Origin of the sequence: Acetobacter papayae (assembly GCF_047721125.1) — a bacterium.
Taxonomy (GTDB): domain Bacteria; phylum Pseudomonadota; class Alphaproteobacteria; order Acetobacterales; family Acetobacteraceae; genus Acetobacter; species Acetobacter papayae.
The window spans coordinates 1-26,208 of sequence record NZ_JBDNWF010000003.1 but is presented as its reverse complement, the minus strand read 5'-3'; the positions used below and the strand labels follow the sequence as shown (position 1 = coordinate 26,208).

Here is a 26,208-nt window from a genome sequence, read left to right as displayed (position 1 = left end):
GTCAGGCCCTGTGGCGTGGCTTTTGCGAATAATCAGGCATTGGCCCGCCCTGCCGCTCAGGCATTGAACTGTTCGCTGGCGATCCGCTCGGAAAGGGTCTGGCCGGGGTCGAACAGAACCGTCACGCTCTGGCTCCGGTCTTCACGCACGCTGACATGCGCCACCTCGCGAATTTCCATCGAATCGGCCACGGCTGCCACTGGGCGCTTGTCCTGCTCCAGCACGGTAAAGCTGACCTCGGCGGAGGAGGGCAGCAGCGCGCCGCGCCAGCGCCGGGGGCGAAAGGCGCAGATGGGGGTCAGGGGCAGAAGATTGCCCGAGAGCGGCACGATCGGCCCATGAGCGGACAGGTTATAGGCAGTGGAGCCTGCGGGTGTGGCCAGCAATGCACCATCGCAGATCAGTTCAGGCAGGCGCACCAGACCATCTACATCGATACGGAGCTTGGCGGCCTGTCGGGTCTGGCGGAACAGATAGACATCGTTGAGAGCCAAGGCCTCGAAATGCTCACCCCGCACGGTGGTGGCGTTCATGCGCAGCGGGTGCAGCGTGGCCGCCTGCGCATGCCACAGGCGCTCTGGCAGATTTTCCTCGTCCGTTGGGTTCATTAGAAACCCGACAGAGCCGTAGTTCATGCCGTAAACGGGTGTTTCAAGCCCGGCTTCCAGCACGCCGCTTAATGTTTCCAGCATGAAGCCGTCGCCCCCGAGGCAGACAATCACATCGGCCTCGCCGGGGTGGCGGTTGCCATAGCGCGCGACAAGCCTGTCCAGTTCGTGCCGGGCTTCGACGCTGGGTGCGGCCATGAAGGCAAGGCGGCTGGGGGGCTGGCTGAAGGGTGACAGAGGGGCCGGAGCGGTCATGGCTGTGTTTCCGGTGTAAGGGCAGCCGCAAAATGGGGGGCAAGGGCCGTGCCCAGCAGTTCATCATAGACTGCAAGGGTGGCGTATTGCATGGCCTGTGTTGTGTAGTGGTCAAGCACGGCCTGCCGGGCCTTGTCTCCCATGAAGGCGCGGGCCTCTTCAGGGCTGTCCAGCACGGTTTCAATGGCGTGGGCCAGTTCGGTGGCGTTGCCGGGTGTTATGGCCAATCCGGTCTCGCCGTCCTGCACGGTTTCGATGGCACCGCCATGGCGCGCAACAATAACGGGTTTGGCCAGTGCCTGTGCTTCCACTACCACACGGCCAAAAGGTTCGGGCCGGAGTGAAGGGGCCAGTACCATGCAGGCCATGGCCATGGCGGCGGGCATGTCATCGCAATGTCCTGCAAAGCGGATATGCTCGCTCACCCCGGCCTGTGCAGCCTGTTCCGCCAGTGTGCGGGCATACTGGCCGCCTTGTGAATCCGAGCCGATCAGCACACAGCACCATCTAAGCTCCGGGCGGGTTGTGGCAATCTGCCCCAGTGCCTGCAGCACAAGGGCCTGTCCTTTCCATGCGGTCAGGCGTCCGGGCATGAGGATGACGGGAATATCAGGGGGCACGCGCCACTGTTCGGCCAGATCATGCACACGCTGGCCGCTGACGGAATCGGGAGAGAACTGCCGGATATCGGCCCCACGCGGGATGGTGCGCAGCCTGTCAGGGCCGACATGGTATTCCCCCGCCAGCCGCCGGGCGATATGCGCGCTGATGGCAATAACCCTGTCACCGCTGGCCAGAACGGCGTTGTAGAGCTTTTTGGCGCCAAAGCGGGCTGCGTGGTCGCCATGCCATGTGGTGACAAGCGGAACACCTGCCCGGCGGCAGGCCAGCCGTGCCGCCCAAGCCGGCGCGCGCGAGCGGGCATGAACCAGCGCAACATCATGTGCGCGGATAATTCGTTCAAGGGCGCGGGCATTACGCAGGATATGCAGCGGGTTGCGGCTGCTGGCACGGGGGAGGGCGAGATGCGTGCCCCCCGCATGGCGCAGGCGGCTTTCCAGCCTCCCTCCGGTACTGACAACCAGTGCCTGCCCGCCGGCAAGGGTAATGGCTTCGGCCATTTCTATCGTGCCGCGTTCCACACCGCCCTGATCAAGTGCCGGGAGAACCTGCATAATAACGGGAGAGGCAGGGGCTTGGGTCATGCTCGCCCCTTACCATGCTTTGCGCCCGCACGCCTACCATGCGCCTGAGTCTGGCGTCCCGGAGGGTAGCGGGGAATGGGTTCAGCTTGACCGGTGCTGGCCGGTGTCTGCTATGAAAACAACCATGTGTCGTTCTTTTCGGATATCGCGGCTCTCCTCATCCCTGCCTGTGCGGGGTGTTCTGGCCGGTACGGCGTTGTTCGCCACAGGGTCGTGGGCCGTGGCAGCAACGCGCAGCCATGGGGCGGGTGCTGGTAAGGCACCACCATGGTCGGTGGCCGCATGCATGAAAATGGTGGGAGAAGACCCCTCCGGTGCGCTGGATTACGCACAGGATGCCGTGCATGCCGGAGCGGGCTGGCAGGCCCGGCACTGCCGTGCGTTAGCGCAGCTTGAAACGGGTGATGAGGCAACCGCCGCGACCGATCTGGAAGCGCTGGCAAAACTGCCAACAGGCCATGCGGATGGGCCATCCAGCGCGGATCAGGCCCAGCTTGCGCGTGAGGCGGCGGATGCGTGGCTGGCGCTGGGGCAGGCTGCTCGGGCTCAGGCCTGTGCGGAATATGGCCTTGCACGCCAGAAGCAGGATCAGGGGCTGGTTATTGTGCTGGCACGGGCATTGCTGGAGCAGAACGAGACTGGTGCGGCGCGGGATGTGCTGACGGGGTTTCTGGCGGTGGTTCCGCAGGCGTCTTCGCAAACTTATGTCCTGCTGGCCACGGCGGAACGGCGCATGGGGCAGATTGGCCCGGCTCTGGGCCATGTCAGCCGCGCGCTCGCACTTGATCCGCTCAACCCCGAGGCCCTGCTGGAACGCGGGATTATTAGCGAACAGCAAGGCCATGCCGCCAGCGCCAGACAGGACTGGCAGCAGGTGCTCGAACTGGCCCCCGACAGCCATGAGGCCGATCTGGCCCGGCAGGATCTGGCCGTCATGGCGGCGGACCCGGATTCGCCGTGATACAAACGCCGCATCGGGCAGGGCAGGGCACGCCTGCTCCTGTGCATGATGTGCTTGTGATCCGTCTTGGCGCGCTGGGTGATTTCATTCACAGCTTCGCGCCGTTTCAGGCGATCAGGCAGGCGCACCAGCAGGCACGTATTACCCTGCTGACAACCAGACCGTTTCTTGAACTCGCCCGCTCATGCCCATGGTTTGATGAGGTGGTGGAAGATGAGCGCCCCGGTCTGGCCACGCCGCGCCGCCTGCTGGCATTGCGCCAGTTCCTGCGCGGGTTTGACAGGGTTTACGATCTTCAAACATCCGGGCGTACGGCACGGTATTTCCGGCTGGCGGGCAAACCGGCCGGGTGGTCGGGTCATGTGCCGTGCTCGGCTCTGGCGCATGGCAACCCGTGGCGTAACGATATGCACACCCGTGCGCGCCAGCGAGACCAGTTGCGCATGGCCGGGATTGAGAGCGTGCCCGAACCGGAGATTGGCTGGCTGCTGGCACAGGCCAGGCTGACCCCTGCCAGTCTGGGGCTTGAACAGCCTTATGGGCTGCTGGTGCCGGGGGCTTCGCCCGGCCATCCTGCCAAATGCTGGCCGCTGCGGCGATATGGCGAACTGGCTACCATTCTGGCCGAGCGGGGGATTCGACCTGTTGTGGTGGGGGGCATGGCCGAAAAGCCTCTGGCGCAGGGGGTGCAGGCACTCTGCCCCACGGCACTGGATCTGACAGGCCTGACGACCATAGCAGATGTAGCGGGGCTGGCGGCCCACGCATGGGCCGCTGTGGGTAACGATACCGGCCCGATGCATCTTGCCGCACTGACAGGCTGCCGCTGCCTGACCCTGTTCTGTGGCAAGGGCGACCCTGCGCTGGCCGCCCCCATGGGGCTTGTGCCGGGGCAGGTGCGGGTGCTGTGGGTGCGTGATATGGCGTTACTTTCGGTACAGAGGGTTGCAGCCGCGCTCTGGTAGCGCCATTAAGCACAGGGCCGCCTTATTGCGGCCTGAATAGCCATATCGACACACTGGAGCTTGGATCAACATGCCCGCTATCACCCTACCCGACGGTTCTGTTCGCAGTTTTGACGGGCCGGTTACGGGGACGACGGTGGCGGAAGCGATCGGGCCCGGACTGGCCAAAGCCGCACTGGCGATGGAAGTGGATGGCCGCCTGTGCGATATCCGCGAGGATATCCGCCATGATGCGGCCCTGCGCTTCATTACCCGCAAAGATCCCGAAGCCCTTGAACTGATCCGCCACGATGCCGCCCATGTGCTGGCCGAAGCCGTGCAGGACCTGTTCCCCGGTACGCAGGTGACCATTGGGCCGTCCATTGAAAACGGGTTCTATTACGATTTCTACCGTGCCGAGCCGTTCACCCCTGATGATTTCGCCGCGATTGAAAAGCGCATGCGTGAAATCGTGGAGGGAGCAGAGCCCTTCGTGCGCGAGGTCTGGAACCGCAATGACGCCATCGCCTTTTTTGAAGAGCGCGGAGAGAGCTTCAAGGCGCAGTTGATCCGCGATCTGCCCGAGAGCGAAGATATTTCCATCTATCGTCAGGGCGAGTGGCTGGACCTGTGCCGTGGGCCGCATCTGCGCACCACAAAGGACGTTGGTACGGCCTTCAAGCTGATGAAGGTGGCTGGTGCCTACTGGCGTGGTGATCATCGCAACCCGATGCTGACCCGCGTTTACGGCACAGCATGGCGCGATCAGAAAGAGCTCGACGCCCATTTGCACCAGCTTGAGGAAGCCGAAAAGCGCGACCATCGCCGTATTGGCCGGGAAATGGGCCTGTTCCATTTTCAGGAAGAAGCTGTGGGGCAGGTATTCTGGCACGCCAAGGGCTGGCGTATTTACAGCGTGCTGCAGGATTACATGCGGCGCGTGCAGACCCGCCACGGCTATCAGGAAGTGCGGACCCCGCAGCTTGTTGACCGTGGGCTGTGGGAAGCCTCAGGCCACTGGGACAAATACCGCCACCACATGTTTGTGGCGACCGTGGAGGACGAGGACAAGACACTTGCCCTCAAGCCCATGAACTGCCCCTGCCATGTGCAGATTTTCCGCCATGGCCTGCGCTCCTACCGTGAACTGCCGCTGCGTATGGCGGAATTTGGGGCCTGCCACCGTTACGAGCCCTCGGGCGCGCTGCACGGGCTTATGCGCGTGCGTGGCTTTACGCAGGACGATGCGCATATCTTCTGCACGGAAGACCAGATTGCGGATGAAACCGTGCGCTTCGTGCGGATGCTGCATGAAGTCTATGGCGATCTCGGCTTCGAGCATGTGCGCGTGAAGTTTGCTGACCGGCCAGAGCAGCGCGCGGGCAGCGAGGATGTGTGGGACAAGGCGGAAAGCGCTTTGAAAGAAGCCTGTGCTGTCGCGGGGGTGGATTACGAACATAACCCCGGCGAAGGTGCGTTTTACGGTCCCAAACTGGAATTCGTGCTGCGTGACGCCATCGGCCGTGACTGGCAGTGCGGCACGTTGCAGGTTGACCTCGTTCTGCCCGAACGGCTTGACGCCAGCTATGTAGGCGAGGATTCGGCCCGCCACCGGCCTGTCATGCTGCACCGGGCCATTCTGGGTTCGTTCGAGCGTTTCCTTGGTATTCTGATCGAGCAGCACGCCGGTCGCTTCCCGCTCTGGCTGGCGCCGGTGCAGGTGGTGGTGGCGTCTATCGTGAGCGATGCCGCACCTTATGCCGAAAAAGTGGCCCAGTCCCTGCGGGATGCGGGTCTGGTGGCTGAGGCGGATGTCCGCAACGACAAGATTAACGCCAAGGTGCGTGAGCATAGTCTGGCCCGTGTGCCGGTCATGCTCGTCGTAGGCCGCCGCGAGGCGGAGGAAGGCACCGTGGCCATGCGCCGCCTTGGCAGTCAGGATCAGCAGAACCTGACGCTGGCTGAAGCGTTGCAGATGCTGGGTGCGGAAGCGACCCCGCCGGATATGCGGGTAGCGCGCACACCCGAGTAAAAGGAAGGAAAGCGGCTGTCGTTGCAGCAAGGCTGCAATGACAGGTTTTTCTTATGGGCGGCTTGATAAAAAATTGGGAACGCACATAATACCGCCGCGAAAAAGCCCCCTTGGGGCTTGAGCCAAAATTTGTAACAAAAAACAGGAGCCGACCATAGCCAGATCCCCTTTTCCCGCGCCCCCGAGCCGCGAAGGGCCGCGAGTGAACGAAGAGATTCGCGTTCCGCAGGTGCGTCTCATTGATGAAAACGGCGAAATGATCGGCATCATGACCGTTCGTGACGCTCTGGCGCGTGCCTATGGTGTCGGGCTTGATCTGCTGGAAATCAGCCCCAATGCGGAGCCGCCGGTCGTCAAGATTCTCGACTACGGCAAGTTCAAGTACGAACAGCAGAAAAAGCGCAACGAAGCCAAGAAGAAGCAGAAGGTTATCGAAATCAAGGAAGTCAAGGTTCGTCCGAATATCGATGAAAATGACTACCAGGTTAAGATGCGCGCGATCAAAAGCTTCATTGGCGATGGTGACAAGGTCAAGGTCACGCTGCGCTTCCGTGGCCGCGAAATGGCCCATCAGGAACTGGGGATCAAGGTTCTAGAGAGGATTCGCGCCGAAACGGACGAACTCACCAAGGTTGAACAGATGCCGCGTCTTGAAAACCGGCAGATGATCATGGTGCTGGCACCCCGCTAAAGGGTCTGCTCCGCTCTGTTTACAAAACCCGCTTCAGACCTCAGGTCGGAAGCGGGTTTTGTGCTTTCAGGGGGATGTAGCGCGCCCCTCAGCGTAGGGTACATTTTATTTAGGGGGTTAGAAGCACGGTGGCTGTGGCGGAGGCCCGTATGGTCTGGGCTTCACCCGTGCTGGAAGGAACCGGTGCCTCTGCTGCATCAGCTCCCATGCGCGCGGCCATGAGCATCACAGGCATGGGGCGGGGCAGCGGTTGGGCGGAAACATCAACCCGCTCAAAATGCGAGACCTGCTGGCCCAGTGTTTCCGCCAGTGTGTGGGCCTGTTTTTGCAGGTCCTTTACGGCTTCGGTTTCAGCCTGAAGGGTCAGCGCTGTACGGCGTTCCTCGGAAACGGACCATTCGAGCTGTTCGAGAATAAGCCCCTGCGCCTGAAGCTGCCCTACCAGCGGCAGCAGAATTTTGCTGTCATGGGCCTTGAGGGTGATGGTCTGCTGGGCAACCCAGAACGACGTATTGCTTTTTTCCTGATGCTGTTCGGAAACCGTGTATTCCAGTGCCGCTGTGGTAACGCCCTCCACCTTGGCGGCCTGTTCCATGGCCTTGCCTATCCGGCTGTTGACGGCCTGCTGAGCGCTGGCGGGGCTTTTGTCGCGGGATTCGACCCGGAATGTAGCGGTGAGTTCATCGGGGGCAGTCTGCACATGTCCTTCGGCGCGCAGGGTCAGCTTGGTCTGGGCCGGGCCGGAGGGCGCTGTCTGGGCCTGCGCCTGCGTGGCGGCAAGCAGCAGGGGGGCGGTGCAGAGAGCGGGCAGCGCAATGGTGGCTGCACGGCGTGCGGAGAGATAAAAACCGGTCGGGCGGAAAAATGTGGGCATCAAGCCACTCCCATGCGCCATGTCTGCAGGCGCTCTGTTGCGTATCACGCTCCATAACGCCTGCACATGACGGCAGGTTCATGGCAGGGGGGGCGTACTTTCGCGTGCGAGCATGTAACCGGCATTGCGCACGGTCTGCAGCATGGGGTGTTCGAACGGTTTGTCTATTTTTTGCCGCAGTCGGGAAATATGAACGTCTATGACATTGGTCTGGGGGTCGAAATGGTAATCCCATACACCTTCGAGCAGCATGGAGCGGGTTACGACTTCTCCTGCATGGCGCATGAGAAATTCCAGCAGGCGGAATTCGCGGGGCTGGAGGTCGATTTTCTGTCCAGCGCGGTGCACGGTGCGCGAAAGCAGATCTATCGCCAGATCACCCACGTCAAGATGGGTGGCGGGCTGGGCTATGGTGCGGTTGCGGCGTGTCAGCGCTTCAAGCCGGGCCAGAAGCTCGGCGAAAGAAAAAGGCTTGGTCATGTAATCGTCAGCACCCGCTTTCAGGCCCGCCACCTTGTCTTCGACATCGGACAGGGCGGAAAGCAGCAGAACGGGCGTAGTGTTGCCCATTTTGCGCAGGGTGGTGAGGACATGCAGGCCCTCGGGTGTATCAGGCAGCACCCGGTCGAGGATGATGACATCAAAGACCGCAGCACCCGCATGGAGTAGCGCCTGACGGCCGTCTTCCGCCTGTTCGACCAGATGACCTGTCTCGCTCAGGCTTTTGGCGATAAACCTGCGGACTGTCTGGTCATCCTCGACAAGCAGAACACGCATGGACACTCCTCGGTGTTTCGCATGAAACCGAAGAACGGTACAGTATTAACCCTGTCTTGTCACCTATAGGGGCTACAGGCGATCCTTTTCAGACAGGGCCGGGGTTACGCCATCCAGAATGGATAGCAGGACTGCCGTGAGTGGCGAGGCCAGAATAAGGCCGGGAAAGCCGAGGATTGCACCGAACAATGTCTGTGAAAGCACGGTCAGGGCCGGTGGCATCTGTACTGCGTGGCGCTGGATGACGGGGGCCAGCACGTTGCCTTCCAAAAACTGGATGGTGGCGTAAAGGGCTGCGACCATAACAGTCTCGCGCGTGCCCAGTGAGAGCGCGAGCAGCAGCGCAGGCACGGCCCCCATGATAGCACCGATATAAGGAATGAAGTTGCACAGCCCCGCCAGCACACCCAGTGCGAGCGCGAGCGGTACCCCGATAAACCACAGGCCCAGAGCGGAGAGCGTGCCCACCACAAGCATATCAAGCGACTGCCCGGCCACCCATGCCCACAGGGTGCGCCCGGCCCGGATCATCAGCCCGCGCATGTGCTGGCGGCGCGGGGGCGGCACCAGCCGCAGCAGGCCATTGGCGTAGGTGCTGGGAGACATGGCAAAATAAAGCCCCGCGATCAGCACCACCAGAATGGTGCCAAGCGCGCCGAAAGCCGAGCCAAGCATGCCGGTCATTGAACCGGCCAGACGTGAGCCGAGAGAGGCCAGACTGCTCTCGCCACCCCCCTGTGGGTTGCCCAGCGATGAGGGCAGGTATTTGGCAATAAGCTGGCCCGTGGGGCTGTTCTGCATGGTCTGGCGCAGAGCGGTTTCCTGCTGGCGCAGGGCTTCTTGCAGACGCATGACTTCGTTGGCGATGGACGGGCCGCTGTTCCACACTAGCAGCACCACACTGCTGATAACCGCAACCACAACCAGCGCCAGCGCCCATGCGTAGGAAAGGCGCAGGTGGCGCACCAGCAGGGCGGACAGGCCATGCAGCACCACCGCGCACAGCACGGAGGCAAAGATGACCATCATCACATCACCTAGCAGCCAGATCAGCATGCCTGCGGCCACGGTGCTCAGGCTGATACGCAGCATGCGCAGGGCATCTACCTGTTTGCCGACGATGGCAGTGGCGGATGGCGTGCCGTGGCTTGCGCCGTGCGGCGCCGTTTCATCCGGTGTCGCAGCATGTGACGGAGCGGAAACCTGTTCTGACGGTCCCGAAGGGTGTTCTGAAGACATGCAAAAAGCTCTTTCGGAAAGGCGCGGGTCTGTGTAACGGCAGTCTGATACGGTTTGTGGTAGCGCCATATCGTAATTTTTTCTCTAAATTCTTGTTGCCGCGTATCCGCAGTCGAGAAAGAATCTTGTGAAACGGGAGTAAACACCAGGAATGTCCGGTGTAAAAGAAGGAAGCCTCGCGGCGGCCTCCAAGGCTATTTTTGCCCTTGCGGTGGGCACTTTCGCGATTGGTACGGGTGAGTTTGCCGCCATGGGGCTTCTGCCCCAGATGGCGCAGGGCGTGCAGGCTACGATTCCCAGAACGGGTGAGGCCATTTCGGCCTATGCGATGGGTGTGGTCGTGGGGGCTCCCCTTATCGCGGTTTTTGGGGCGACACTCTCGCGGCGTACGTTGCTGGCCGTACTCATGGGCTGGTTTGCCGTTACCAACTGTCTGGGTACTCTGGCTGCCACACTGGGCATGCTTGATCTGGCGCGGTTTGTAACTGGCCTGCCCCATGGGGCGTTCATGGGGGTAGCTGCCCTTGTGGCGGCCGGGCTGGTGGACAGGGGCTATCGCGGCCGCGCGGTTGGGCGTGTTTTTTCTGGCCTGACGATTGCCAATGTGGTGGGGGCACCTTTTGCCACTTATGCGGGCTCCTATTTCGGCTGGCGTCTGTCTTATGTGCTGATCGGGCTTGTGGGAGCACTCTGCTGCCTGATGGTTATGGCATGGGTGCCCTATGACCCGCCGAACAAGGCGCGCTCGGCCCTTTCCGAACTTCAGGCGTTCACGCGCAAGCAGGTCTGGTACGTCATGGGCACCGTGGCGGTGGGCTGCGGTGGCATGTTTTGTGTGTACACCTATTTCTCGGTGACGTTGCAGGAGGTGACTGGCGTGCCGGTATGGGGCGTGCCGCTGTTTCAGGCTGTGTGGGGTGTAGGCATGTGCACTGGCGCATGGGCCGGTGGCCACCTGATGGACAAGAGCCTGAAATGGACGGCTATTGGTGCGTTTGTGTGGAATGCGCTCGCACTTGGGCTGTTTTCCCTCGTGGCCACCCATATGTGGCTGACTGCACTGGCGGTTTTCATGCTCGGTGGTGGTATTGCGGTGGGGCCAGCCATGCAGGTCAGGTTGATGGACGTGGCGGCGGATGCACAGACTCTGGCCGCCTCCATGAATCATGCCGCCTTTAATCTGGCGAACGCGCTGGGGGCATGGTTGGGTGGTCTGGTGCTGACAGCAGGTTTTGGCTCCGCTGCTACGGGCTGGGCGGGCATGGTGCTGTCAGTGATCGGGCTTGTGTTGTTCGTGCTGTCTTTGGCAGCGGAGCGGCGCGATAACAACCGGGCCGCCGCTCTGGCGGGTTAACCCTGTATGATGCAGGGCCTGTTTTTATTGGCCCTGCGCCCTGTCTTCTGGCCCCGTAGCGGGCTGGAACTGGCAGCCCCCGGCGGACTGTTCCGATCCGCCGGAGGGCTAACCCGCAAGGTCTGTGCCTTTTGTGGGCCTGTGTCGCGCAGGTTCAGGTTTCGGGGCTGTTCGCGGCTTCTTCCATTTCGGTTTGTGCGCTCAGCCAGCGCTCTTCGGTTTCATCCTGCTCACGTTGCAGGGCGGCCAGACGGGTATTGAGTTTTGTTACTTCGGCGGCCTTGCCTTCGGCATACAAAGCGGGGTCGGCCAGTGCGCTTTCCAGTTTGGTGCGCTCTTCTTCCAGCTTGGCCAGTTTTGTTTCCGCATCCTTGATGATCTTGCGCAAGGGAGCCTGCGCCTTGCGGGCTTCAGCACGTTCGCGCCGGTCTTCCTTACGGTTGCTTTGTGTGGCCGCGCTGTCGGCATCGGGGCGCTGGGTGGTGCGGCCTTTGTTGGCGGCGCGGGCGCGTTCGGCCAGCCATGTGCGGTATTCCGCCATGTCGCCCTCAAAGGGTGTTACCTTGCCATCGGCAACCAGCCAGAGCCGGTCCGCCACCAGTTCGACCAGATGCGGGTCATGGCTGATCAGTACGACCGCGCCTTCAAAGGCGGAGAGTGCCCTGATCAGCGCGTCACGCGCATCGAGGTCGAGATGGTTGGTGGGTTCGTCCAGCAGCAGAAGCTGCGGGGCGTCGCGCGTGGCCAGCGCCAGTAGCAGGCGCGCTTTTTCGCCACCCGACAGATCGCGCACGGGGGTTTCGGCCCGGTCCACATCTAGCCCGAAGCGGGCAAGCTGGGCGCGCACGGCAGGCGGTGTGGCCTTGGGCAGTGCGCGGCTCATATGGTCGATGGCGTTTTCATCCAGCCGGAGTTCCTCGGCCTGATGCTGGGCAAAATAGCCGACTTTCAACCGGGGATTGCGCTCCACCGTGCCGCTGATCGGCTCCAGCCTGCCCGCCAGCAGCTTGACCAGCGTAGACTTGCCGTTGCCGTTGGCACCCAGCAGGGCAATGCGGTCTTCCATATCCAGCCGCAGTGACAGGCCAGACAGAATGGGGCGCCCGTCATAGCCCACGCTGGCGCGGCTCATGTTCAGGATAGGCGGCGGCAGCCCTTCGGGTTCGGGAAAAGCGAAGCGTGTGGGGGTGTCTTCCACCACGCTTTCGATGACGGGCAGCTTTTCGAGCGCTTTCAGCCGGGCCTGTGCCTGCCGGGCCTTGGTGGCCTTGGCGCGAAAGCGGTCCACAAAGGACTGCATATGCGCGCGCTGTGTGGCGATTTTTTCAGCCTGCCGGGCCTGTTGCAGGGCTTGCTCGGTGCGGATGCGTACGAAATTTTCGTAGCCGCCCGGTGTCAGGCTCAGCTTGCCACGGTCCAGATGGGCAATGGCATCCACGCACGAATCGAGCAGGCCGCGGTCGTGGCTGACAATTAGCGCGGCCCCGGCGAATCGGCGCAGCCAGTCTTCCAGCCAGAGTGTTGCTTCAAGGTCGAGATGGTTGGTGGGCTCGTCGAGCAGCAACAGGTCAGGTTCGAGAAACAGAGCCGTGGCCAGCGAGACGCGCATGCGCCACCCGCCGGAAAAGTCCGAAACGGGGCGGGCCTGCGCTTCGGTGTCAAACCCGAGTCCGGCCAGCACGGAAGCCGCGCGAGCCGGGGCGCTGTCGGCCTGAATGGCGCGGAGTCTCTCATGAATTTCGGCAATGCGCTGCGGGTCTGTCGCGTGTTCGGCCTCGGCCAGCAGAGCCGTGCGTTCCTCATCCCCCGCCAGAACGGTTTGCAGCAGGGAGCCAAGGTCGGCCGGGGCTTCCTGCTTGACGCGGGCCATACGGGCGCGGGCGGAAAGGCGGATTTCGCCCCCATCGGGGGTTATATCTCCCGCTATGGCGGCCAGCAGGGTAGACTTTCCCGCGCCGTTGCGGCCGACAAGCCCTATTTTGCGGCCCGGTTCAACGGATAGACTGGCGTTATCCAGCAGCAGGCGGCCTGCCATGCGTAAGGATAGCTCGGAGATGACAAGAAGGCTCAACGCGGTTCCCGTTATTTGATGGAATCGTACATTACATTCTGTGTGGTACCTACCAGCCTTGGCCGATATGCTCTAGATGGGGGCGTGAAAGCCGCTTTGAGGGCGGATCGTACAGCAAGACAGGAGTAAGGCCCATGGCCAAGGAACGCACGCTTTCCATTATCAAGCCCGATGCAACCCGCCGTAACCTGACGGGCAAGATCAACGCCGTGTTCGAAGATGCGGGCCTGAGCATCGTTGCGCAGAAGCGCGTCCAGCTCACCCCCGCGCAGGCTGGTGCTTTCTATGCCGTGCACAAGGAACGCCCCTTCTATAACGATCTGGTGTCCTTCATGATTTCCGGCCCCGTCGTGCTGCAGGTGCTCGAAGGCGAGAACGCTGTTGCCAAGAACCGCGACGTCATGGGTGCGACCGACCCCAAGAAGGCCGAAGCCCACACCGTCCGCGCGCAGTTTGCTGAAAGCATTGAAGCAAACTCCGTTCACGGTTCCGACAGCGCCGAAAACGCCGCTAACGAAATCCGCTTCTTCTTCGCGGAAACCGAAATCCTTCCGTAAGATCTTTTCTGCCGGGCAAGTCCCGGCGGGATGATTTGAAAACGGGCGCTCTCCAGCCATGCTGGGAGCGCCCGTTTTGCGTTTATGGGACAGTTTCGCACGATGGGTGCGGGCGCTTGCATAGCTTCAGGTAAAGCTCTGGCGCATGGCAGCTAAAAGCCGGTCGCACACGCATGGGTGGTGCCTGCCTGACAGGCACGACAAGCTAGACAGATCGTTTCTATACTACCGGATACGGAAAAAACTTTGGCCTGACATCGGGCAGCCCTGACTGCGCGCCATTGTCAGACCGGCAGAGAGGGATGTCATGAAACTTCTGGCCGTTCATCCGAGCGCACTCATGTACACGCGGGTTTTCCTCAGGCTGGAGCCTCTGGGGCTGGAACTGGTGGCGGGCGCGGCCCGCGCGGCGGGTCACGATGTGCGCATTATCGACCTGCAGGTGGAAACGCATGATGATTTCTGGAAGATTATGGATGACTTCCAGCCTGATGCGGTCTGCTACTCGGGTAATTATCTGGCCAATGTGCCTGAAATTCTCGATCTGTGCCGGGCGGTGCATTACCGTAATCCGTCCACGGTGCAGATCATAGGCGGGCATTCCGTCTCGTTTATTGCCAAGGATGTGCTCGACCTTGCCGAAGGGACAGTGACCTGTATCCTCAAGGGCGAGGGAGATGCCACCATCGGGCTGCTGCTCAACGCCATGCGTGACGGGCAGGATCTTATGGAGGTGCCGGGGGTCGTCACGATCAAAGGCGAAGGCCCGCCACCGGTTTTTGTCAAATCGTTGGATGATGTGCGCCCCGCGCGCGATCTGCTCAGGCACCGCAACAAGTATTTTATCGGCACGCTGGACCCCGCCGCGTCTATCGAGTTTGCGCGTGGCTGTCCGTGGGACTGTACGTTCTGTTCCGCCTGGACGTTCTATGGGCGCTCCTACCGCACGGCCAGCCCGCAGGTGATTGCGGATGAACTGGAAGAGATCAAGGAGCCGGGTATTTTTATCGTTGATGATGTGGCCTTCGTGCATGAAGAGCACGGCATGGCCATTGCCAACGAGATCAAGAAGCGCGGTATCAAAAAGGAATATTACCTTGAAACCCGTGCCGATGTGCTGCTGCGCAACAAGGAGGTATTCAAGGTCTGGAGTGAGATTGGCCTTTCCTACATCTTTATCGGGCTGGAAGCGGTGGATGAGGAAGGACTGAAACAGTTCCGCAAGCGCGTATCGCTCGACAAGAATTTCGAAGCGCTGGAATATGCCCGCTCTCTGGGGCTGATTGTCGCAATCAACATTATTGCTGATCCCTCATGGGACAAAAAACGCTTTGAAACCGTGCGCCAGTGGTGTCTGGAAATTCCTGATATCGTCAATATTTCCGTAACCACGCCCTATCCGGGCACGGAAATCTGGCACAAGGAAGCGCGCCGCCTGACCACGCGCGATTACCGCCTGTTCGATATCCAGCATGCCGTGTTGCCCACAACCCTGCCGCTGCCTGAGTTTTACGAAGAACTGGTCAAGACCCAGCAGGTGCTCAACACCAAGCATATGGGTTGGGAAGCGCTGAAAGATACGGCGGGTATAGCCGTGCGCCTGTTGCGGCAGGGGCAGACGAATTTTGTAAAGATGCTGTGGAAGTTCAATTCCGTTTTCAATCCGGCCCTGCAGCTTGCGGATCACCAGCGCCCGGCGCGTTACCTTATGCCGATCCAGCCCGATGCGGTGGACAATATTTCCCGCTCCGACCTGTATGTGCATGGGCCGGGGGGGCGCAAAACCCGCGCGCTGGATGATGCTACCGAAAAATTTGTCGATACCACGCGCATGGGTGAGGAGGTCTGATTTCAGGCAGGTCTGGCCTGCTTATCCGGTATTTCAGCCCAGAAAAGGCCACAGGCTCTGGGCTGTATAGGTTTCAGCCACCAGACTGAACGGCCTGCCTGCCTGTGTGCGTAACAGTGCCGTATGGCGGAACAGATGCGCAGGCAGGGCAATTCCGCTGGGGGGGGAGGCGGGCAGATTTTCCTGTGCGGCGGTTTGCCTGTCCGTTCCAGCCCGCAGGGTTTGAAGCTGCGCGCGAGACAGGGTTTCCTGTGGCAGGGGCCACCACAGGCTTTCGCGCGCAAGGGTCTGGCGGAAAAAACCGAGCGCATGCACAGCGCGGCCAAAGGGTATGTCGGTTGTGTCCAGTGCCTGCTGCATGTCCGTATCCAGTAGGTCGGGTCTGTACCAGTTTTCAGCTTCGGACAGGACAAGCGGCCCGCAGGTCATGCGGATTTTGCGGTAGTGCAGCGGGGCCTCGCCCAGCAGGGGGGCGAAGGCCGCCGGGCAGGGCGTAGCCGGTTCGTGCGTTCTTTCCACCAGCAGGGGGGCGGCTATGCGCTCAGGGGCCAGCGCTATCCACTCTTCCAGCGCACGGGTTGCACTGGGGGACGCCAGCAGGGCGTTTTCAAGCCGGGCGATCAGGGTGGACAGATAAAGCCTGTCGGTCAGGGTATCGGGCAGGGTGGGCGGTGGCTGGGTCATTGGTGGAGCATACCATGTCCGCATCCGGTGCGCAGGGGGCGTTCCCTGTTTCCTGCCGGAGGGAAATTGGGCTATGGTAAGGATACGAATGACCTGAATGGTTATACTTCGTTTATTTTTAGAAGGGAAATGGGTGCAATGAGTTCCAGCACGACAAGTTTCATGGTTGAGGGCATGACCTGCGACGGGTGCGTGTCCGCCGTGAAGCGCGCTCTTGCCGCCATTGAAGGTGTTGAGTCCACGGATGTGAATCTGGCCACCAGCGAAGTGACGGTTACCTATGATCCGGCGCGGGCTGGCATTTCCTCCCTGCGCAACGCCATTCGTGGCGCGGGTTACGAGGTAGGCTGAAAACGCCGCCGTGCCATGCGCTGGCGTGGCATGGTGCAAGCCTCCTGTGGCTGGCGGTAAGCGGGTGGACATGCCACCATAAGCAGCAACCGGCCACGCTGTGGGGCAGACGGGATATAGGGCATAACAGGGCGGACAAGGGCCACAATGCGTAAGACGACAACACTGGGCCTGAGCGTTCTGGCCGTGGGCGGTATTCTGCTGGGCGGCTGTTCGTCCGAAATCGGGCGTCTGCCCTCTGATACCGATGTATCCTGCCTGCGTAAGCAGATGGCCCCACCGATGTTTCTCAGCTTTCCTCTGGCGGCCAATACCTGCCAGCGCCTGACCAACCATGGTTTTGTGCTGGGTGAGAAAGACGCCAAGCTTATTCCCCTTAACCTGAAAGGGGCGCCCGACCTGCAAAAGCTCGCGCAGGAACACGGCTACAGCTACACACCCTGACTGCCAGCTCGAGCCTGAGCCTGCGCTCAAGGGTTTTGTTGTGCGGGCTCAGCTATCCAGTTCGGTATCCCAGTAGAGATAGTCGCACCAGCTTTTATGCAGGTAGTTAGGCGGAAAGGCGCGGCCGTTTTCCTGTAGCTCCCATGAGGTGGGGCGGGCCGGAGGGCGGCGCGGAATCATGCCGATTTTCTGGGGCATGTGCGGGCCTTTGCGCAGGTTGCAGCAACCGCAGGCCGTCACTACGTTTTCCCAGCTTGTGCGCCCACCCTTGCAGCGTGGAATAACGTGGTCGAATGTCAGTTCCTGAGTAGGGTAGCGCTCGCCACAATACTGGCAGGAAAAATTGTCGCGCAAAAAGACATTAAACCGCGTAAAAGCCGGTTTGCGCGCTGCGGGAATAAAGTCTTTCAGGGCGATGACACTGGGCAGGCGGAATGTCTGCCGGGGTGAGCGTACTTCCACATCGTATTCGTTCAGAACCGAAACACGGTCGAGGCATACAGCCTTTATGGCATCCTGCCAGGACCATAGGGAAAGTGGAAAGTAGGAGAGAGGCCTAAAATCGGCATTGAGGACAAGGGCCGGAAAATTCAGAGTACTGCCATCCGCCAAGACGCGTCTCCCTATCATGCTCGGGAACGCCGCCAGAGATGGGCCGTAAAACTCGGGGAACGGCCATTCAGGCAATGCGTCGTCGAGATAATTACTGCACGCAGTATTGCAGAGCTTCGGGTGTGTGGCAAGAAAGCGTAAAGAAACCGACGGGGTATATAGGCTGTGTACTGGTGTTTTTCGGTATAAAAACCATGAATTTTCCATTACATTACAATGGTGTTACACCTGATGCGCCCTCTGTGGGCTGGCGCACGCGGTTCGCACCCAGCCCCACCGGATTTTTGCATTTGGGCCATGTGGCCGCGGCCCTGTTCGGCTGGCGATATGCCCGTGCTGGCGGCCTGTGGCTGGTCAGGTTGGAGGACATAGACCCCCAACGGTGCAGGCCTGAATTTTCAACCGCCCTGCTGGAAGATCTGGCATGGTTAGGCCTGCATTCCGGCGCGCCGGTGCTGCGTCAGTCCGAGCGAATGGCGGAGTATGGGCAAACGCTGGCGCATTTGCAGGCGCTGGGTGTGCTGTATCCGTGTTTTTGCACACGCTCTGATATCCAGCGTGAGCGCGCAGGCATGCTGTCCGCCCCCCATGCAGCTCCGGATGGCAGCGTGGTTTATCCCGGCACCTGTCGGCACCTGTCAGCCGCGGAGCGCCTGAGGCGTATCGAGGCCGGGCACCCTTACGTGCTGCGCCTTGATATGGCGCGGGCGCTGGAACAGGTGCGACAGCATGGTGGGGCTGAATGGCCCCTGAGCTATCACGACCTCGAACGCGGCAGTGTGACCTGCATCCCGGAACTGTTTGGCGATGTGGTGCTGGCGCGGCGCGATGTTCCGGCATCCTATCACCTGTGTGTCTGCCATGATGACGCCGCACAGGGGATTACGCTGGTCACGCGCGGGGAGGATCTGCGCCCGGCAACTGACCTGCACCGGCTGATACAGGTGCTGATGGGTTGGCCAACTCCTGCCTATTGTTTCCACCCCCTGCTGTGCGATGCACAGGGACACCGGCTGGCCAAACGCGCAGGCGCGCGCTCCATTCGTGCCATGCGTGAGGTGGGGCTGAGCCCCGAGGCGGTGAGGGCCCTTGCCGGTATGGCAGATATGCTGCCAGCCAGTGCGAAGGAAAGCAGAGTGGGGCCGGGAGCATGGTAAAAGGGGCGTTGCCGAAAAGGGCTGTGGTAAAATCAGTGCGTGTAGTCGAAAAAAGCGCCTGCGGGCTGAAATCGTATATTCCGCGCGCTCGCGAACACGATTAGTGTGCCGCAGTCATAACAGACCGCAGGGATAACCGGGAGCGTGGATGCTCCACCCCGCGGGCCTGAGGTAAACGTGTTGGAAAGTAGGAAGCCATGAGCATTGTCGCTGACCGCATGACCAGGATCAGCCCGAGCCAGACCATCGTTATTTCAACGCGTGCCCGCGCGTTGAAAGCCGAGGGCCGCGACATTATCAGCCTGTCGGCGGGCGAGCCTGACTTCCGTACGCCCCAGAATATTGCCAGCGCGGCTATCACCGCGATCGAGGCCGGGCAGACACGCTATACCGATGTGGCAGGCACGCCCGAACTGCGCCGTGCCGTTGCCGAGCGGTTCAGGCTCGATAGCGGGCTGGATTACAAGCCCGAGGAAATCATCGTGTCCACCGGCGGCAAGCAGGTGATCTACAATGCCATGATGGCGACCCTCAACCCGGGAGACGAAGCCATTATTCCAGCACCGTGCTGGGTGTCCTATCCCGATATCGTCACGCTGGCCGAAGGGGTGCCCGTTATCGTGCCCTGCCGCCGTGAAAACGGTTTCCGCCTGACGGCCGAGGAGCTTGAGGCTGCCATTACGCCGCGCACCAAGTGGTTTTTCCTCAACTCTCCCTGCAACCCCACGGGTGTGGCCTATTCGGCTGAAGACCTGCGGCCGCTCTGTGACGTGCTGCTGCGCCACCCGCATGTGTGGGTCTTTACCGACGATATTTACGCCAAGCTGGTTTATGACGGCTTCCGCCCCGCCACCTTCGTGGAGGTGGAGCCCCGCCTGCGTGAGCGCACGGTCACCATGAATGGCGTATCCAAGGCCTATGCCATGACAGGCTGGCGCATTGGTTTCTCGGGTGCGCCTGTGGCCGTTACCAAGGCCATGAACACCCTGCAGGGGCAGTCCACCTCCAACCCGTGCTCCATCGCGCAGGCGGCAGCACTCGAAGCCCTGACCGGCCCGCAGGACTTTATTGGCGAGATGGTGTCCGTTTATCAGGCGCGGCGCGATCTGGTGGTGTCCATGCTCAATCAGGCGCAGGGCATGCAGTGTGATACACCGCAGGGTGCGTTCTATGTGTTCCCCAATATCGAGGATTGTCTGGGCAAGACCTCGCCCGGTGGCCGCCTGATGACCACGGATGAAGATTTTGTGGGGGCCCTGCTGGAAGAGGAAGGCGTGGCCGCCGTGCATGGTTCGGCCTTCATGTATCCGGGGTATCTGCGTATTTCCTACGCAACGGATACGGAAAGCCTGCGTGAAGCCTGCACGCGTATCCAGCGTTTCTGCGCGGGTGTGAACTAGGCGCATGGCGCGGGTTTTTGCTGACCGCCTCAAGGGCCTGCCTGCCCCCGCGACCATAGAAATGGCCGCCCGGGCCCGCGCGCTGCGGGTCGAGGGCGCGCCGGTCATTTCTCTGGCGCTGGGCGAGCCGGATTTTGCAACGCCTCCAGCCGTTGTGCAGGCTGCGCATGAAGCAGCCCTTGCCGGGCAGACCAAATACCCGCCCGTGGATGGCACGCCCGCCCTCAAGGCTGCGGTCGCGCGCAAGTTTGCCCGCGATAACGGGCTGGATTACGCGCTATCGGACATCATGGTGTCCAACGGGGGCAAGCAGGTCATTTTCAATGCGTTCATGGCCACGCTCAATCCGGGGGATGAGGTGGTGGTGCCCGCGCCATACTGGGTCAGCTACCCGCTTATTGCCCGTATGTTCGGGGCGAAGCCGGTATTCGTGCCCTGTCGGGAGGAAGACGGATTTCGCCTCCGGGCCGATGCGCTGGCCGCGGCTATGACACCGCGTACACGCTGGCTGGTGCTGAACTTCCCCTCCAACCCGACCGGGGCCGTGTGCACGGTGGAGGATCTCGAGGCTATTGCGGAAGTGCTGCGCGCCTATCCCGATGCGTGGATTCTGTCAGACGAAATTTACGAACACCTAGTGTTTGACGGCGCGCATGCACCCTCGATCGCAGCAGTTGCGCCCGACCTGAAAGACCGTACCGTTACGCTCAATGGTGTGTCCAAGGCCTATGCCATGACAGGCTGGCGCGTGGGGTTTGCAGGTGGGCCGACAGACCTTATCGCGGCCATGCGCGGCGTGCAGGGCAATGCGACATCAGGTGTCTGCACCATTGCGCAGGCGGCGGCGACGGCGGCGCTGGATGGCCCGGCTGATCTGGTTTCGGCCATGGTGGAGGTTTATGGCCGCAGGCGGCGCATGGTGGTGGAAGCCCTGCAGGCTGTGCCAGGGCTGACCTGCGCCCTGCCAGCCGGGGCTTTTTATGCCTATCCCGGTGTGGCGGGTTGTCTGGGTCGCCGCACGGCGGGCGGAAGACTACTGGAGAGTGATCTCGATTTTGCTCAGGCCCTGCTGGAAGAGGAATATGTGGCCACGGTGCCGGGCAGCGCATTCGGGGCTTCGCCCTATCTGCGGTTGTCTTGCGCGACCTCTGACGAGGCACTGGCCGAGGCCTGCGCGCGGATCAGCCGGTTTGTCAGTGGCTTATGCTGAACGATGCATCGGTAATGGCAGAGGCCAGGGCGGGGGCTGACACGCCGCGTTCTGGCTCTTTTCTGCCCGAACTAGTTCTGGTTATTACTGCGGCTTTATGGGGAGCCACCTTTCTGGTGGTTCAGCGCGCGGAGCAGCACACAGGCACGCTGTTTTTTGTTGCCGCGCGGTTTATGACAGCCGGCGCGCTTACCTGCCTGCTTTTTGCCCGGATCATGCGAGGCCTCAACCGGGCGGAATGCGTAGCGGGTGGTGTGATCGGCGTGGTTATGTTTGGCGCCTATACCTTGCAGACATGGGGGTTGCGCAGCATTTCCAGCAGTCAGTCCGCCTTTATTACCGGTATGTATGTGCCGGTGGTGCCGTTTGTGCAGTGGCTGTTCAGCGGGCGTGCGCCGCGTCTTGCCGGATGGTTGGGTATAGGCTGCGCATTTTGTGGTCTGGTGCTGCTGACAGGGTGGCGGCAGATTGTCAGCCTGCAATTGGGCGCTGGCGAAGTTGGTACGTTGATAGCAGCGGCAATGATCGCGCTTGAAATTGTTCTGGTCGGGTATTTTGCCCGCCCCGGTCTTGATAGTTTCCGCATGACCGTGGTGCAGCTTCTGGTGGTGGGGGTGCTTGCACTCTGCGGTATGCCGCTGGCTCATGAGGCTGCGCCTGCATTTTCATGGGGCTGGGCGGTTTAAGTGCCGCGATTTATACGGCCATGAACTGGGCGCAGCAGACGGTTTCTCCCACCCGGGCAACGGTTATTTATGCGGGTGAGCCTGTCTGGGCCGGGCTTGTGGGCTGGCTGGCGGGCGAGGCGCTACCAGCGCGTGCTCTGGCCGGTGCCGGGCTGGTTGTGCTGGGTGTTCTGGTGAGTGAGATGCGGTTGGGCAAGAAAGCAGCTGACAAAAACCCCGGTTAGGTTTTTGTTACACGATCCGGCTGACCGGGCGTGGATGGCTGTCTATTTTAGTCCTCTGTAGCGCTGCTGCTATAAAAACATACGCCATTCAGACGCTGTTTTTTCATTTTATAAAGACTGACATCTGCAAGGTTCATAAGTATTTTTTGCGTTGTGCCATTTTCCGGGAATAGGGAAATGCCTATGCAGCACCCGACCTTGAGCAGGTCATTCCCTATGCGATTACCTTCAACAACAGTGTTGTAGATTTTATCTGCAATGGCTTCGATTTCAGACAGATTCTGATAATGCGCCAGAACAATAAATTCATCGCCCCCGAGGCGGCCGAGGAAATGATTTGTGTTCTTGAAAGCTGCTTTAAGCTTGCCACCAATGAGTGTGAGAATTTCATCTCCAATCAGGTGGCCGTAATTATCATTGATATCTTTGAAGTTATTCAGATCAATGATCATACAGGCAAATTGGCTACCTGTTTCGGTGCTTTTTGAAAGTATATTTTTGAAGTGGTCATTCAGCGCGTTTCTGTTGGATAGGCTTGTCAGATTGTCGGTATAGGCAATTTTCTTTAGATAGGATATTTGTTCGCGGTTTTTGTAATAATCCGTTAAATAACCAACAATAGATGACCAGAGAATAATAAATGATAAAATCAAAAAAACAGAATTTGCATTCATTTCCGCCTTAAAGGGGCGGGCAACGGAGTGGTGAATGAGAAAATATTTATCTGAAATGTGATAAATGCAAATAAATATACCGATAGTTGCTCCGGCTATATAATTTGAAAAATGAAAACCAAAATCTATAATCTTTAAAGCGAAATAAAACCCACAAACAAGGAAAGCGTAAGATAGAATGGAATGAGGGATATTGAAATTTTCGCTGGAAAGGCCAAAAATTTTAACGAGCACAACATGGTGTATAATCCATACACTTGTTGCCATAAAACAGGGTATGCTGGCCTTTATAATTTTACTGGCGGGCGTGGAGGCATGATTGCTCCGCTCGTGTAAAGCTCCCAGAAAAGCCAGACAGGCGGAGATAAAAGATATTATTTCCAGACTGAGTATGTTTTTGAATTTTAAAAAAAATTCCATACAATACCTTATACTTTCCCAGTGCTCCTGATTTTAGACCGTAGAGCCTATATACATCATAATTTCAGGACGGGGTTAGGGTTCTGTGAAACTTTTCTCCACCGCAGTTATTTTGCGGCATGCATGAGAGATTGCCCGTAATCTACCGAGGGTCACAAGATTGCATTGGGCAGGATAACTCACAGGTGAAGAGTAATGGTTTGATGTGCAGGTAGGAAACCCTGTTTGCGTCTTGGTTCTGATGGCCGGGCAGGGAGTGTGCTCTTTCGGGGGGGGCGTGATCAGGCGTGCAGCACGTTGCGGGTGAAATTGTGTGCGAGTGCGGCGGAATCCTCAAGATCAGGCATAAGGCCGATCAGTTGTAGTTCATCGCAATACTGGGCGATCTGGTCGCGAAAGGCGCTGCCCGTAACCGGGCGTATGAGTGGCTCGCTATGTAGCATGGCCCGAGCACTATCGCTGCTCAGGGCCGGGGTGTCGTCGGCAATAAGTGTGGCGGCTTCATCGCGGTGGGTATCGGCCCAGTGGGCGGCATCCATCAGGGCCAGCACCAGTGCGGTGGCGGCTGCCGGGTCTTCGGCCAGTGCTGCGTCACTCACGCCCATTACAAGGCTGGTGCGTTCGGCATAATGGCCGGTATTGCTGCCAACCAGTTCGGTAAACAGGTCCGGGTGGTCGTGCAGGAGCTGCCAGGCATAAGGGTCATGTGCAGCCACGGCTTCGATCTTCTGTGCCTGTGCGGCCTCGCTGATCTGCTCGAAAGGCATGTCCTGCCATGTAATCCGGTTCATGGCGTCCAGCCCCTTGCGGCGCATCATCACCGCAAAAAACAGCTTGTCCGCCGCATTGCGGTCGGGAATGGCCACTGTGCGGCCCATGAGCTGATCAAGCCGGGTAATGCCGCTGCTGCGGCGTACCAGCAGGCGGAAGTTGCCGGGCTGAACACCCAGAACCAGCCGGGCAGGCATGCCGTTGTTAAGATACTGGATCCAGATCAGGGCTGAGGCTACGGCGTAATCAAACGCCTTGTTCTGCATGGCGTCGAGCGTTTCATGGCCGTTGGCGCTGGAAGAAACAACCTCGATATCGAGGTTGTAATGAGCAAAAAAGCCTTTCTGCTGCGCCGCCGCAAAAACCGGGCAGTGTTCTGCCCCGGCCCAGCCCAGACGTAGCTTGCGGTAAGTCCCATCCGGTTGCAGGCGTGGGTGTCTGTGGCGAAATTGCGGGGCAAGCAACAGACCCGCGGCTGTGGCGGTTGTGGCAATTGCTGCTCCGCCAAGCAGGGCACGACGCGAGACGGAAGAAAGACCTTGGTTACTCATTCTCCCTGCTTACTACGAGTTAGGCGGGCTGTCGGCGGCGAAGTCAAAAAAATGCAAAAAAAACATCAGCAAGGGGGTTTACGCGTACCAAAAGGGCGGCTATACGATGCCTCGCTGATCCCGAATAGCTCAGTTGGTAGAGCAAGCGACTGTTAATCGCTGGGTCGTAGGTTCGAGTCCTACTTCGGGAGCCAGCCTTAATATTTTCCAAAAAATCTATTACGGCAGAGCGGCAATGCCTGTCAGTTCCACCTTCCAGCGTGGGTCAGCCAACTTGGCTTCAACCGTTGCGCGGGCGGGTTTGTTCGTGGGGTCCAGCCAGAGGTCCCATGCGCGGTTCATGCCGTCCATATCGGCCATGTCAGCCAGAAAAATCTGTACGGAAATCAGGCGGCTTTTGTCCGTTCCGGCTGCGGCCAGTAGCGCATCTACCTGTTGCAGAATGTCGGTCATCTGCCCCTGCGCATCAAGGCTGGAATCATCTGCTATCTGTCCAGCCAGATAGATCAGGCCGTTATGAATGACCGCACCGCTCAGGCGCTCTTCCGGGGCTAGGCGGGTTAGTGGGGTAGGGCTGGTCATGGAGGTTTTTCCTTTGTGTTTGGTTTGCTGATGGTGTCTCACGGGGCGGTTTACGCGGATACCAGCACAGGCATGTTGTCGATCAGCCTGACATCGCCAAGGGTGGCGGCTACAAACAGGCGGGCACCGGGTTCAGCCTGCGTGACGGGTTGCAGCGTTTGCTGCGCGCGCAGTTCCAGATAATGCACCGTAAAGCCCCCGGCCTGTAGGGTTGTCGTGCAATCCGCCAGAGCAGCGGCACTCGGCTGGCCTGCCTGCATGGCAGCAAGGGCGGTGTTGAGGGCTGCGGGTAGCAGGGCCGCCTGTTGGCGTAGGGCAGGGCTAAGCCTGCGATTGCGTGAGGACAGGGCCAGTCCATCGGCCTCGCGCACGGTGGCAACGGGCAGAATATCCACCGGTATATCCATGTCGCTCACCAGCCTGCGGATAATGCAGAGTTGCTGGTAGTCTTTTTCGCCAAAAGCCGCGACCTGTGCACCAGTCTGGTTGAACAGTTTGCTGACAACCGTGGCCACGCCATCAAAATGGCCGGGGCGGTCCCCCCCACACAGCATGGAATCCAGCCCCGAAACCATGACACGCGAGGCAAAGCCCGGTGGATACATTTCCTGCTCGGACGGGTTGTACAACACGTCCACTTTGCCTGTGGCGGCCAGCAGGGCGGCATCGGCCTCCACCCCACGCGGGTAGAGCTGAAAATCCTTGGGGTTGTTGAACTGGATGGGGTTGACGAAAATGGTCACGATCCGCCGGGTAACCCTGCCGTCAAGAGCTTTGACCAGCGCCATATGTCCATCGTGCAGGGCCCCCATGGTAGGCACAACACCAATGGTTTCTCCCGCATCGCGCCATTGCCCAACAAGGGCGCGCAGGTCTTTTCTGGTCTGGACGATATGCATGAAAAATCCTGAAAACAATCACACCAAGCTGCGCGGTAGAGAGCGCGGGCGGGCAGTCTAGCTCCAGCCTGCCCGCAGGGCCAGCCAGAGGGCTGAGTGGGGTTGAGTGATGTGCCGGTTCGGGTG

The 26,208-nt window shown here is 60.1% G+C and carries 26 protein-coding genes and 1 tRNA gene; 15 read left to right on the top strand and 12 right to left on the bottom strand.

The annotated features are described in order from the left end of the window. Window positions 1-56: 56 nt before the first annotated feature. Window positions 57-863: an NAD kinase gene (locus tag ABF757_RS01720; protein WP_025860281.1), complete on the bottom strand. Its 807-nt coding sequence runs from the start codon at window positions 861-863 to the stop codon at window positions 57-59. Beyond that, window positions 860-2,068, bottom strand: a complete 1,209-nt coding sequence (locus tag ABF757_RS01715; protein ID WP_415480678.1) for a glycosyltransferase family 4 protein — start codon at window positions 2,066-2,068, stop codon at window positions 860-862. Before ABF757_RS01715 ends, ABF757_RS01720 begins: the two co-directional genes overlap by 4 nt. Window positions 2,069-2,192: 124 nt before the next feature. Here ABF757_RS01715 and ABF757_RS01710 point away from each other — a divergent pair, with 124 nt between their 5' ends. The 4 genes from ABF757_RS01710 to infC all read left to right on the top strand — a co-directional run bounded on the left by ABF757_RS01710 (window position 2,193) and on the right by infC (window position 6,696). After that, window positions 2,193-3,029 (top strand): tetratricopeptide repeat protein, encoded by an 837-nt coding sequence (locus ABF757_RS01710; RefSeq protein ID WP_415480677.1) that lies wholly within the window; start codon window positions 2,193-2,195, stop codon window positions 3,027-3,029. Beyond that, the gene (locus ABF757_RS01705; protein ID WP_415480751.1) at window positions 3,029-3,994 is read left to right on the top strand and encodes a glycosyltransferase family 9 protein; all 966 of its coding nucleotides are present in this window, start codon (window positions 3,029-3,031) and stop codon (window positions 3,992-3,994) included. The genes ABF757_RS01710 and ABF757_RS01705 overlap by 1 nt, the downstream gene beginning before the upstream one ends. A 70-nt stretch (window positions 3,995-4,064) precedes the next feature. Continuing rightward, window positions 4,065-6,005, top strand: a complete 1,941-nt coding sequence (thrS, locus tag ABF757_RS01700) for a threonine--tRNA ligase (protein ID WP_415480676.1) — start codon at window positions 4,065-4,067, stop codon at window positions 6,003-6,005. Between the two features lie 154 nt (window positions 6,006-6,159). Further along, window positions 6,160-6,696: a translation initiation factor IF-3 gene (gene infC / locus ABF757_RS01695; protein WP_035370517.1), complete on the top strand. Its 537-nt coding sequence runs from the start codon at window positions 6,160-6,162 to the stop codon at window positions 6,694-6,696. Window positions 6,697-6,805: 109 nt separating this feature from the next. Here the strand turns inward: infC and ABF757_RS01690 are convergent, their stop codons facing one another. The 3 genes from ABF757_RS01690 to ABF757_RS01680 form a co-directional block, all read right to left on the bottom strand. After that, the gene (locus ABF757_RS01690; protein WP_415480675.1) at window positions 6,806-7,570 is read right to left on the bottom strand and encodes an SIMPL domain-containing protein; all 765 of its coding nucleotides are present in this window, start codon (window positions 7,568-7,570) and stop codon (window positions 6,806-6,808) included. A 78-nt stretch (window positions 7,571-7,648) separates the two neighbouring features. Beyond that, the gene (locus ABF757_RS01685; RefSeq protein WP_025860284.1) at window positions 7,649-8,347 is read right to left on the bottom strand and encodes a response regulator transcription factor; all 699 of its coding nucleotides are present in this window, start codon (window positions 8,345-8,347) and stop codon (window positions 7,649-7,651) included. A gap of 72 nt (window positions 8,348-8,419) precedes the next feature. Continuing rightward, a complete protein-coding gene (locus ABF757_RS01680) occupies window positions 8,420-9,586 on the bottom strand; it encodes an AI-2E family transporter (protein ID WP_415480674.1) in 1,167 nt (388 codons plus the stop codon). A gap of 151 nt (window positions 9,587-9,737) precedes the next feature. Here ABF757_RS01680 and ABF757_RS01675 point away from each other — a divergent pair, with 151 nt between their 5' ends. Further along, on the top strand, window positions 9,738-10,940 hold the full coding sequence (locus ABF757_RS01675; protein ID WP_199897830.1) for an MFS transporter: 1,203 nt from the start codon (window positions 9,738-9,740) through the stop codon (window positions 10,938-10,940). 154 nt (window positions 10,941-11,094) lie between these two features. Here the strand turns inward: ABF757_RS01675 and ABF757_RS01670 are convergent, their stop codons facing one another. Continuing rightward, window positions 11,095-13,011 (bottom strand): ABC-F family ATP-binding cassette domain-containing protein, encoded by a 1,917-nt coding sequence (locus tag ABF757_RS01670; RefSeq protein WP_415480673.1) that lies wholly within the window; start codon window positions 13,009-13,011, stop codon window positions 11,095-11,097. A gap of 134 nt (window positions 13,012-13,145) precedes the next feature. On the opposite strand from ABF757_RS01670, the gene ndk reads away from it, so the two are divergent. After that, complete coding sequence (gene ndk, locus ABF757_RS01665; RefSeq protein ID WP_025860286.1) at window positions 13,146-13,568, top strand: nucleoside-diphosphate kinase; 423 nt, start codon at window positions 13,146-13,148, stop codon at window positions 13,566-13,568. Window positions 13,569-13,875: 307 nt separating this feature from the next. Then, entirely contained in the window at window positions 13,876-15,417 is a 1,542-nt protein-coding gene (gene hpnR / locus ABF757_RS01660; protein ID WP_025860287.1) for a hopanoid C-3 methylase HpnR, read from the top strand. Between the two features lie 33 nt (window positions 15,418-15,450). Here the strand turns inward: hpnR and ABF757_RS01655 are convergent, their stop codons facing one another. After that, window positions 15,451-16,101 (bottom strand): hypothetical protein, encoded by a 651-nt coding sequence (locus tag ABF757_RS01655; protein ID WP_415480672.1) that lies wholly within the window; start codon window positions 16,099-16,101, stop codon window positions 15,451-15,453. 138 nt (window positions 16,102-16,239) lie between these two features. Here ABF757_RS01655 and ABF757_RS01650 point away from each other — a divergent pair, with 138 nt between their 5' ends. Beyond that, on the top strand, window positions 16,240-16,452 hold the full coding sequence (locus tag ABF757_RS01650; protein WP_415480671.1) for a heavy-metal-associated domain-containing protein: 213 nt from the start codon (window positions 16,240-16,242) through the stop codon (window positions 16,450-16,452). 147 nt (window positions 16,453-16,599) lie between these two features. Next, entirely contained in the window at window positions 16,600-16,896 is a 297-nt protein-coding gene (locus ABF757_RS01645; RefSeq protein ID WP_025860290.1) for a hypothetical protein, read from the top strand. A gap of 48 nt (window positions 16,897-16,944) precedes the next feature. Here ABF757_RS01645 and ABF757_RS01640 read toward each other — a convergent pair whose 3' ends face one another. Beyond that, complete coding sequence (locus ABF757_RS01640) at window positions 16,945-17,508, bottom strand: HNH endonuclease (protein ID WP_025860291.1); 564 nt, start codon at window positions 17,506-17,508, stop codon at window positions 16,945-16,947. A 194-nt stretch (window positions 17,509-17,702) separates the two neighbouring features. Between ABF757_RS01640 and gluQRS the strand changes: the two genes are divergently transcribed. The 5 genes from gluQRS to ABF757_RS01615 all read left to right on the top strand — a co-directional run bounded on the left by gluQRS (window position 17,703) and on the right by ABF757_RS01615 (window position 22,185). Next, complete coding sequence (gene gluQRS / locus ABF757_RS01635) at window positions 17,703-18,665, top strand: tRNA glutamyl-Q(34) synthetase GluQRS (protein ID WP_415480670.1); 963 nt, start codon at window positions 17,703-17,705, stop codon at window positions 18,663-18,665. Window positions 18,666-18,862: 197 nt separating this feature from the next. Next, entirely contained in the window at window positions 18,863-20,065 is a 1,203-nt protein-coding gene (locus ABF757_RS01630; RefSeq protein ID WP_025860293.1) for a pyridoxal phosphate-dependent aminotransferase, read from the top strand. 4 nt (window positions 20,066-20,069) lie between these two features. Continuing rightward, window positions 20,070-21,275 carry a pyridoxal phosphate-dependent aminotransferase gene (locus tag ABF757_RS01625; protein WP_415480669.1) on the top strand — a complete coding sequence of 402 codons (1,206 nt, stop codon included), beginning with the start codon at window positions 20,070-20,072 and terminating at the stop codon, window positions 21,273-21,275. Window positions 21,276-21,289: 14 nt separating this feature from the next. Further along, window positions 21,290-21,961: a DMT family transporter gene (locus ABF757_RS01620; protein ID WP_415480668.1), complete on the top strand. Its 672-nt coding sequence runs from the start codon at window positions 21,290-21,292 to the stop codon at window positions 21,959-21,961. Next, a complete protein-coding gene (locus tag ABF757_RS01615) occupies window positions 21,943-22,185 on the top strand; it encodes an EamA family transporter (protein WP_415480665.1) in 243 nt (80 codons plus the stop codon). Before ABF757_RS01620 ends, ABF757_RS01615 begins: the two co-directional genes overlap by 19 nt. A gap of 47 nt (window positions 22,186-22,232) precedes the next feature. Here ABF757_RS01615 and ABF757_RS01610 read toward each other — a convergent pair whose 3' ends face one another. Then, on the bottom strand, window positions 22,233-23,279 hold the full coding sequence (locus ABF757_RS01610) for a GGDEF domain-containing protein (RefSeq protein ID WP_415480664.1): 1,047 nt from the start codon (window positions 23,277-23,279) through the stop codon (window positions 22,233-22,235). Window positions 23,280-23,560: 281 nt separating this feature from the next. Continuing rightward, a complete protein-coding gene (locus tag ABF757_RS01605) occupies window positions 23,561-24,601 on the bottom strand; it encodes an ABC transporter substrate-binding protein (RefSeq protein WP_415480663.1) in 1,041 nt (346 codons plus the stop codon). Between the two features lie 118 nt (window positions 24,602-24,719). Between ABF757_RS01605 and ABF757_RS01600 the strand changes: the two genes are divergently transcribed. Then, window positions 24,720-24,795 (top strand) — tRNA-Asn (locus ABF757_RS01600). Window positions 24,796-24,820: 25 nt separating this feature from the next. Here ABF757_RS01600 and ABF757_RS01595 read toward each other — a convergent pair. Beyond that, on the bottom strand, window positions 24,821-25,183 hold the full coding sequence (locus ABF757_RS01595) for a RidA family protein (protein WP_415480662.1): 363 nt from the start codon (window positions 25,181-25,183) through the stop codon (window positions 24,821-24,823). 50 nt (window positions 25,184-25,233) lie between these two features. Beyond that, window positions 25,234-26,082, bottom strand: a complete 849-nt coding sequence (gene panC, locus ABF757_RS01590) for a pantoate--beta-alanine ligase (protein ID WP_415480661.1) — start codon at window positions 26,080-26,082, stop codon at window positions 25,234-25,236. Between the last annotated feature and the right edge of the window lie 126 nt (window positions 26,083-26,208).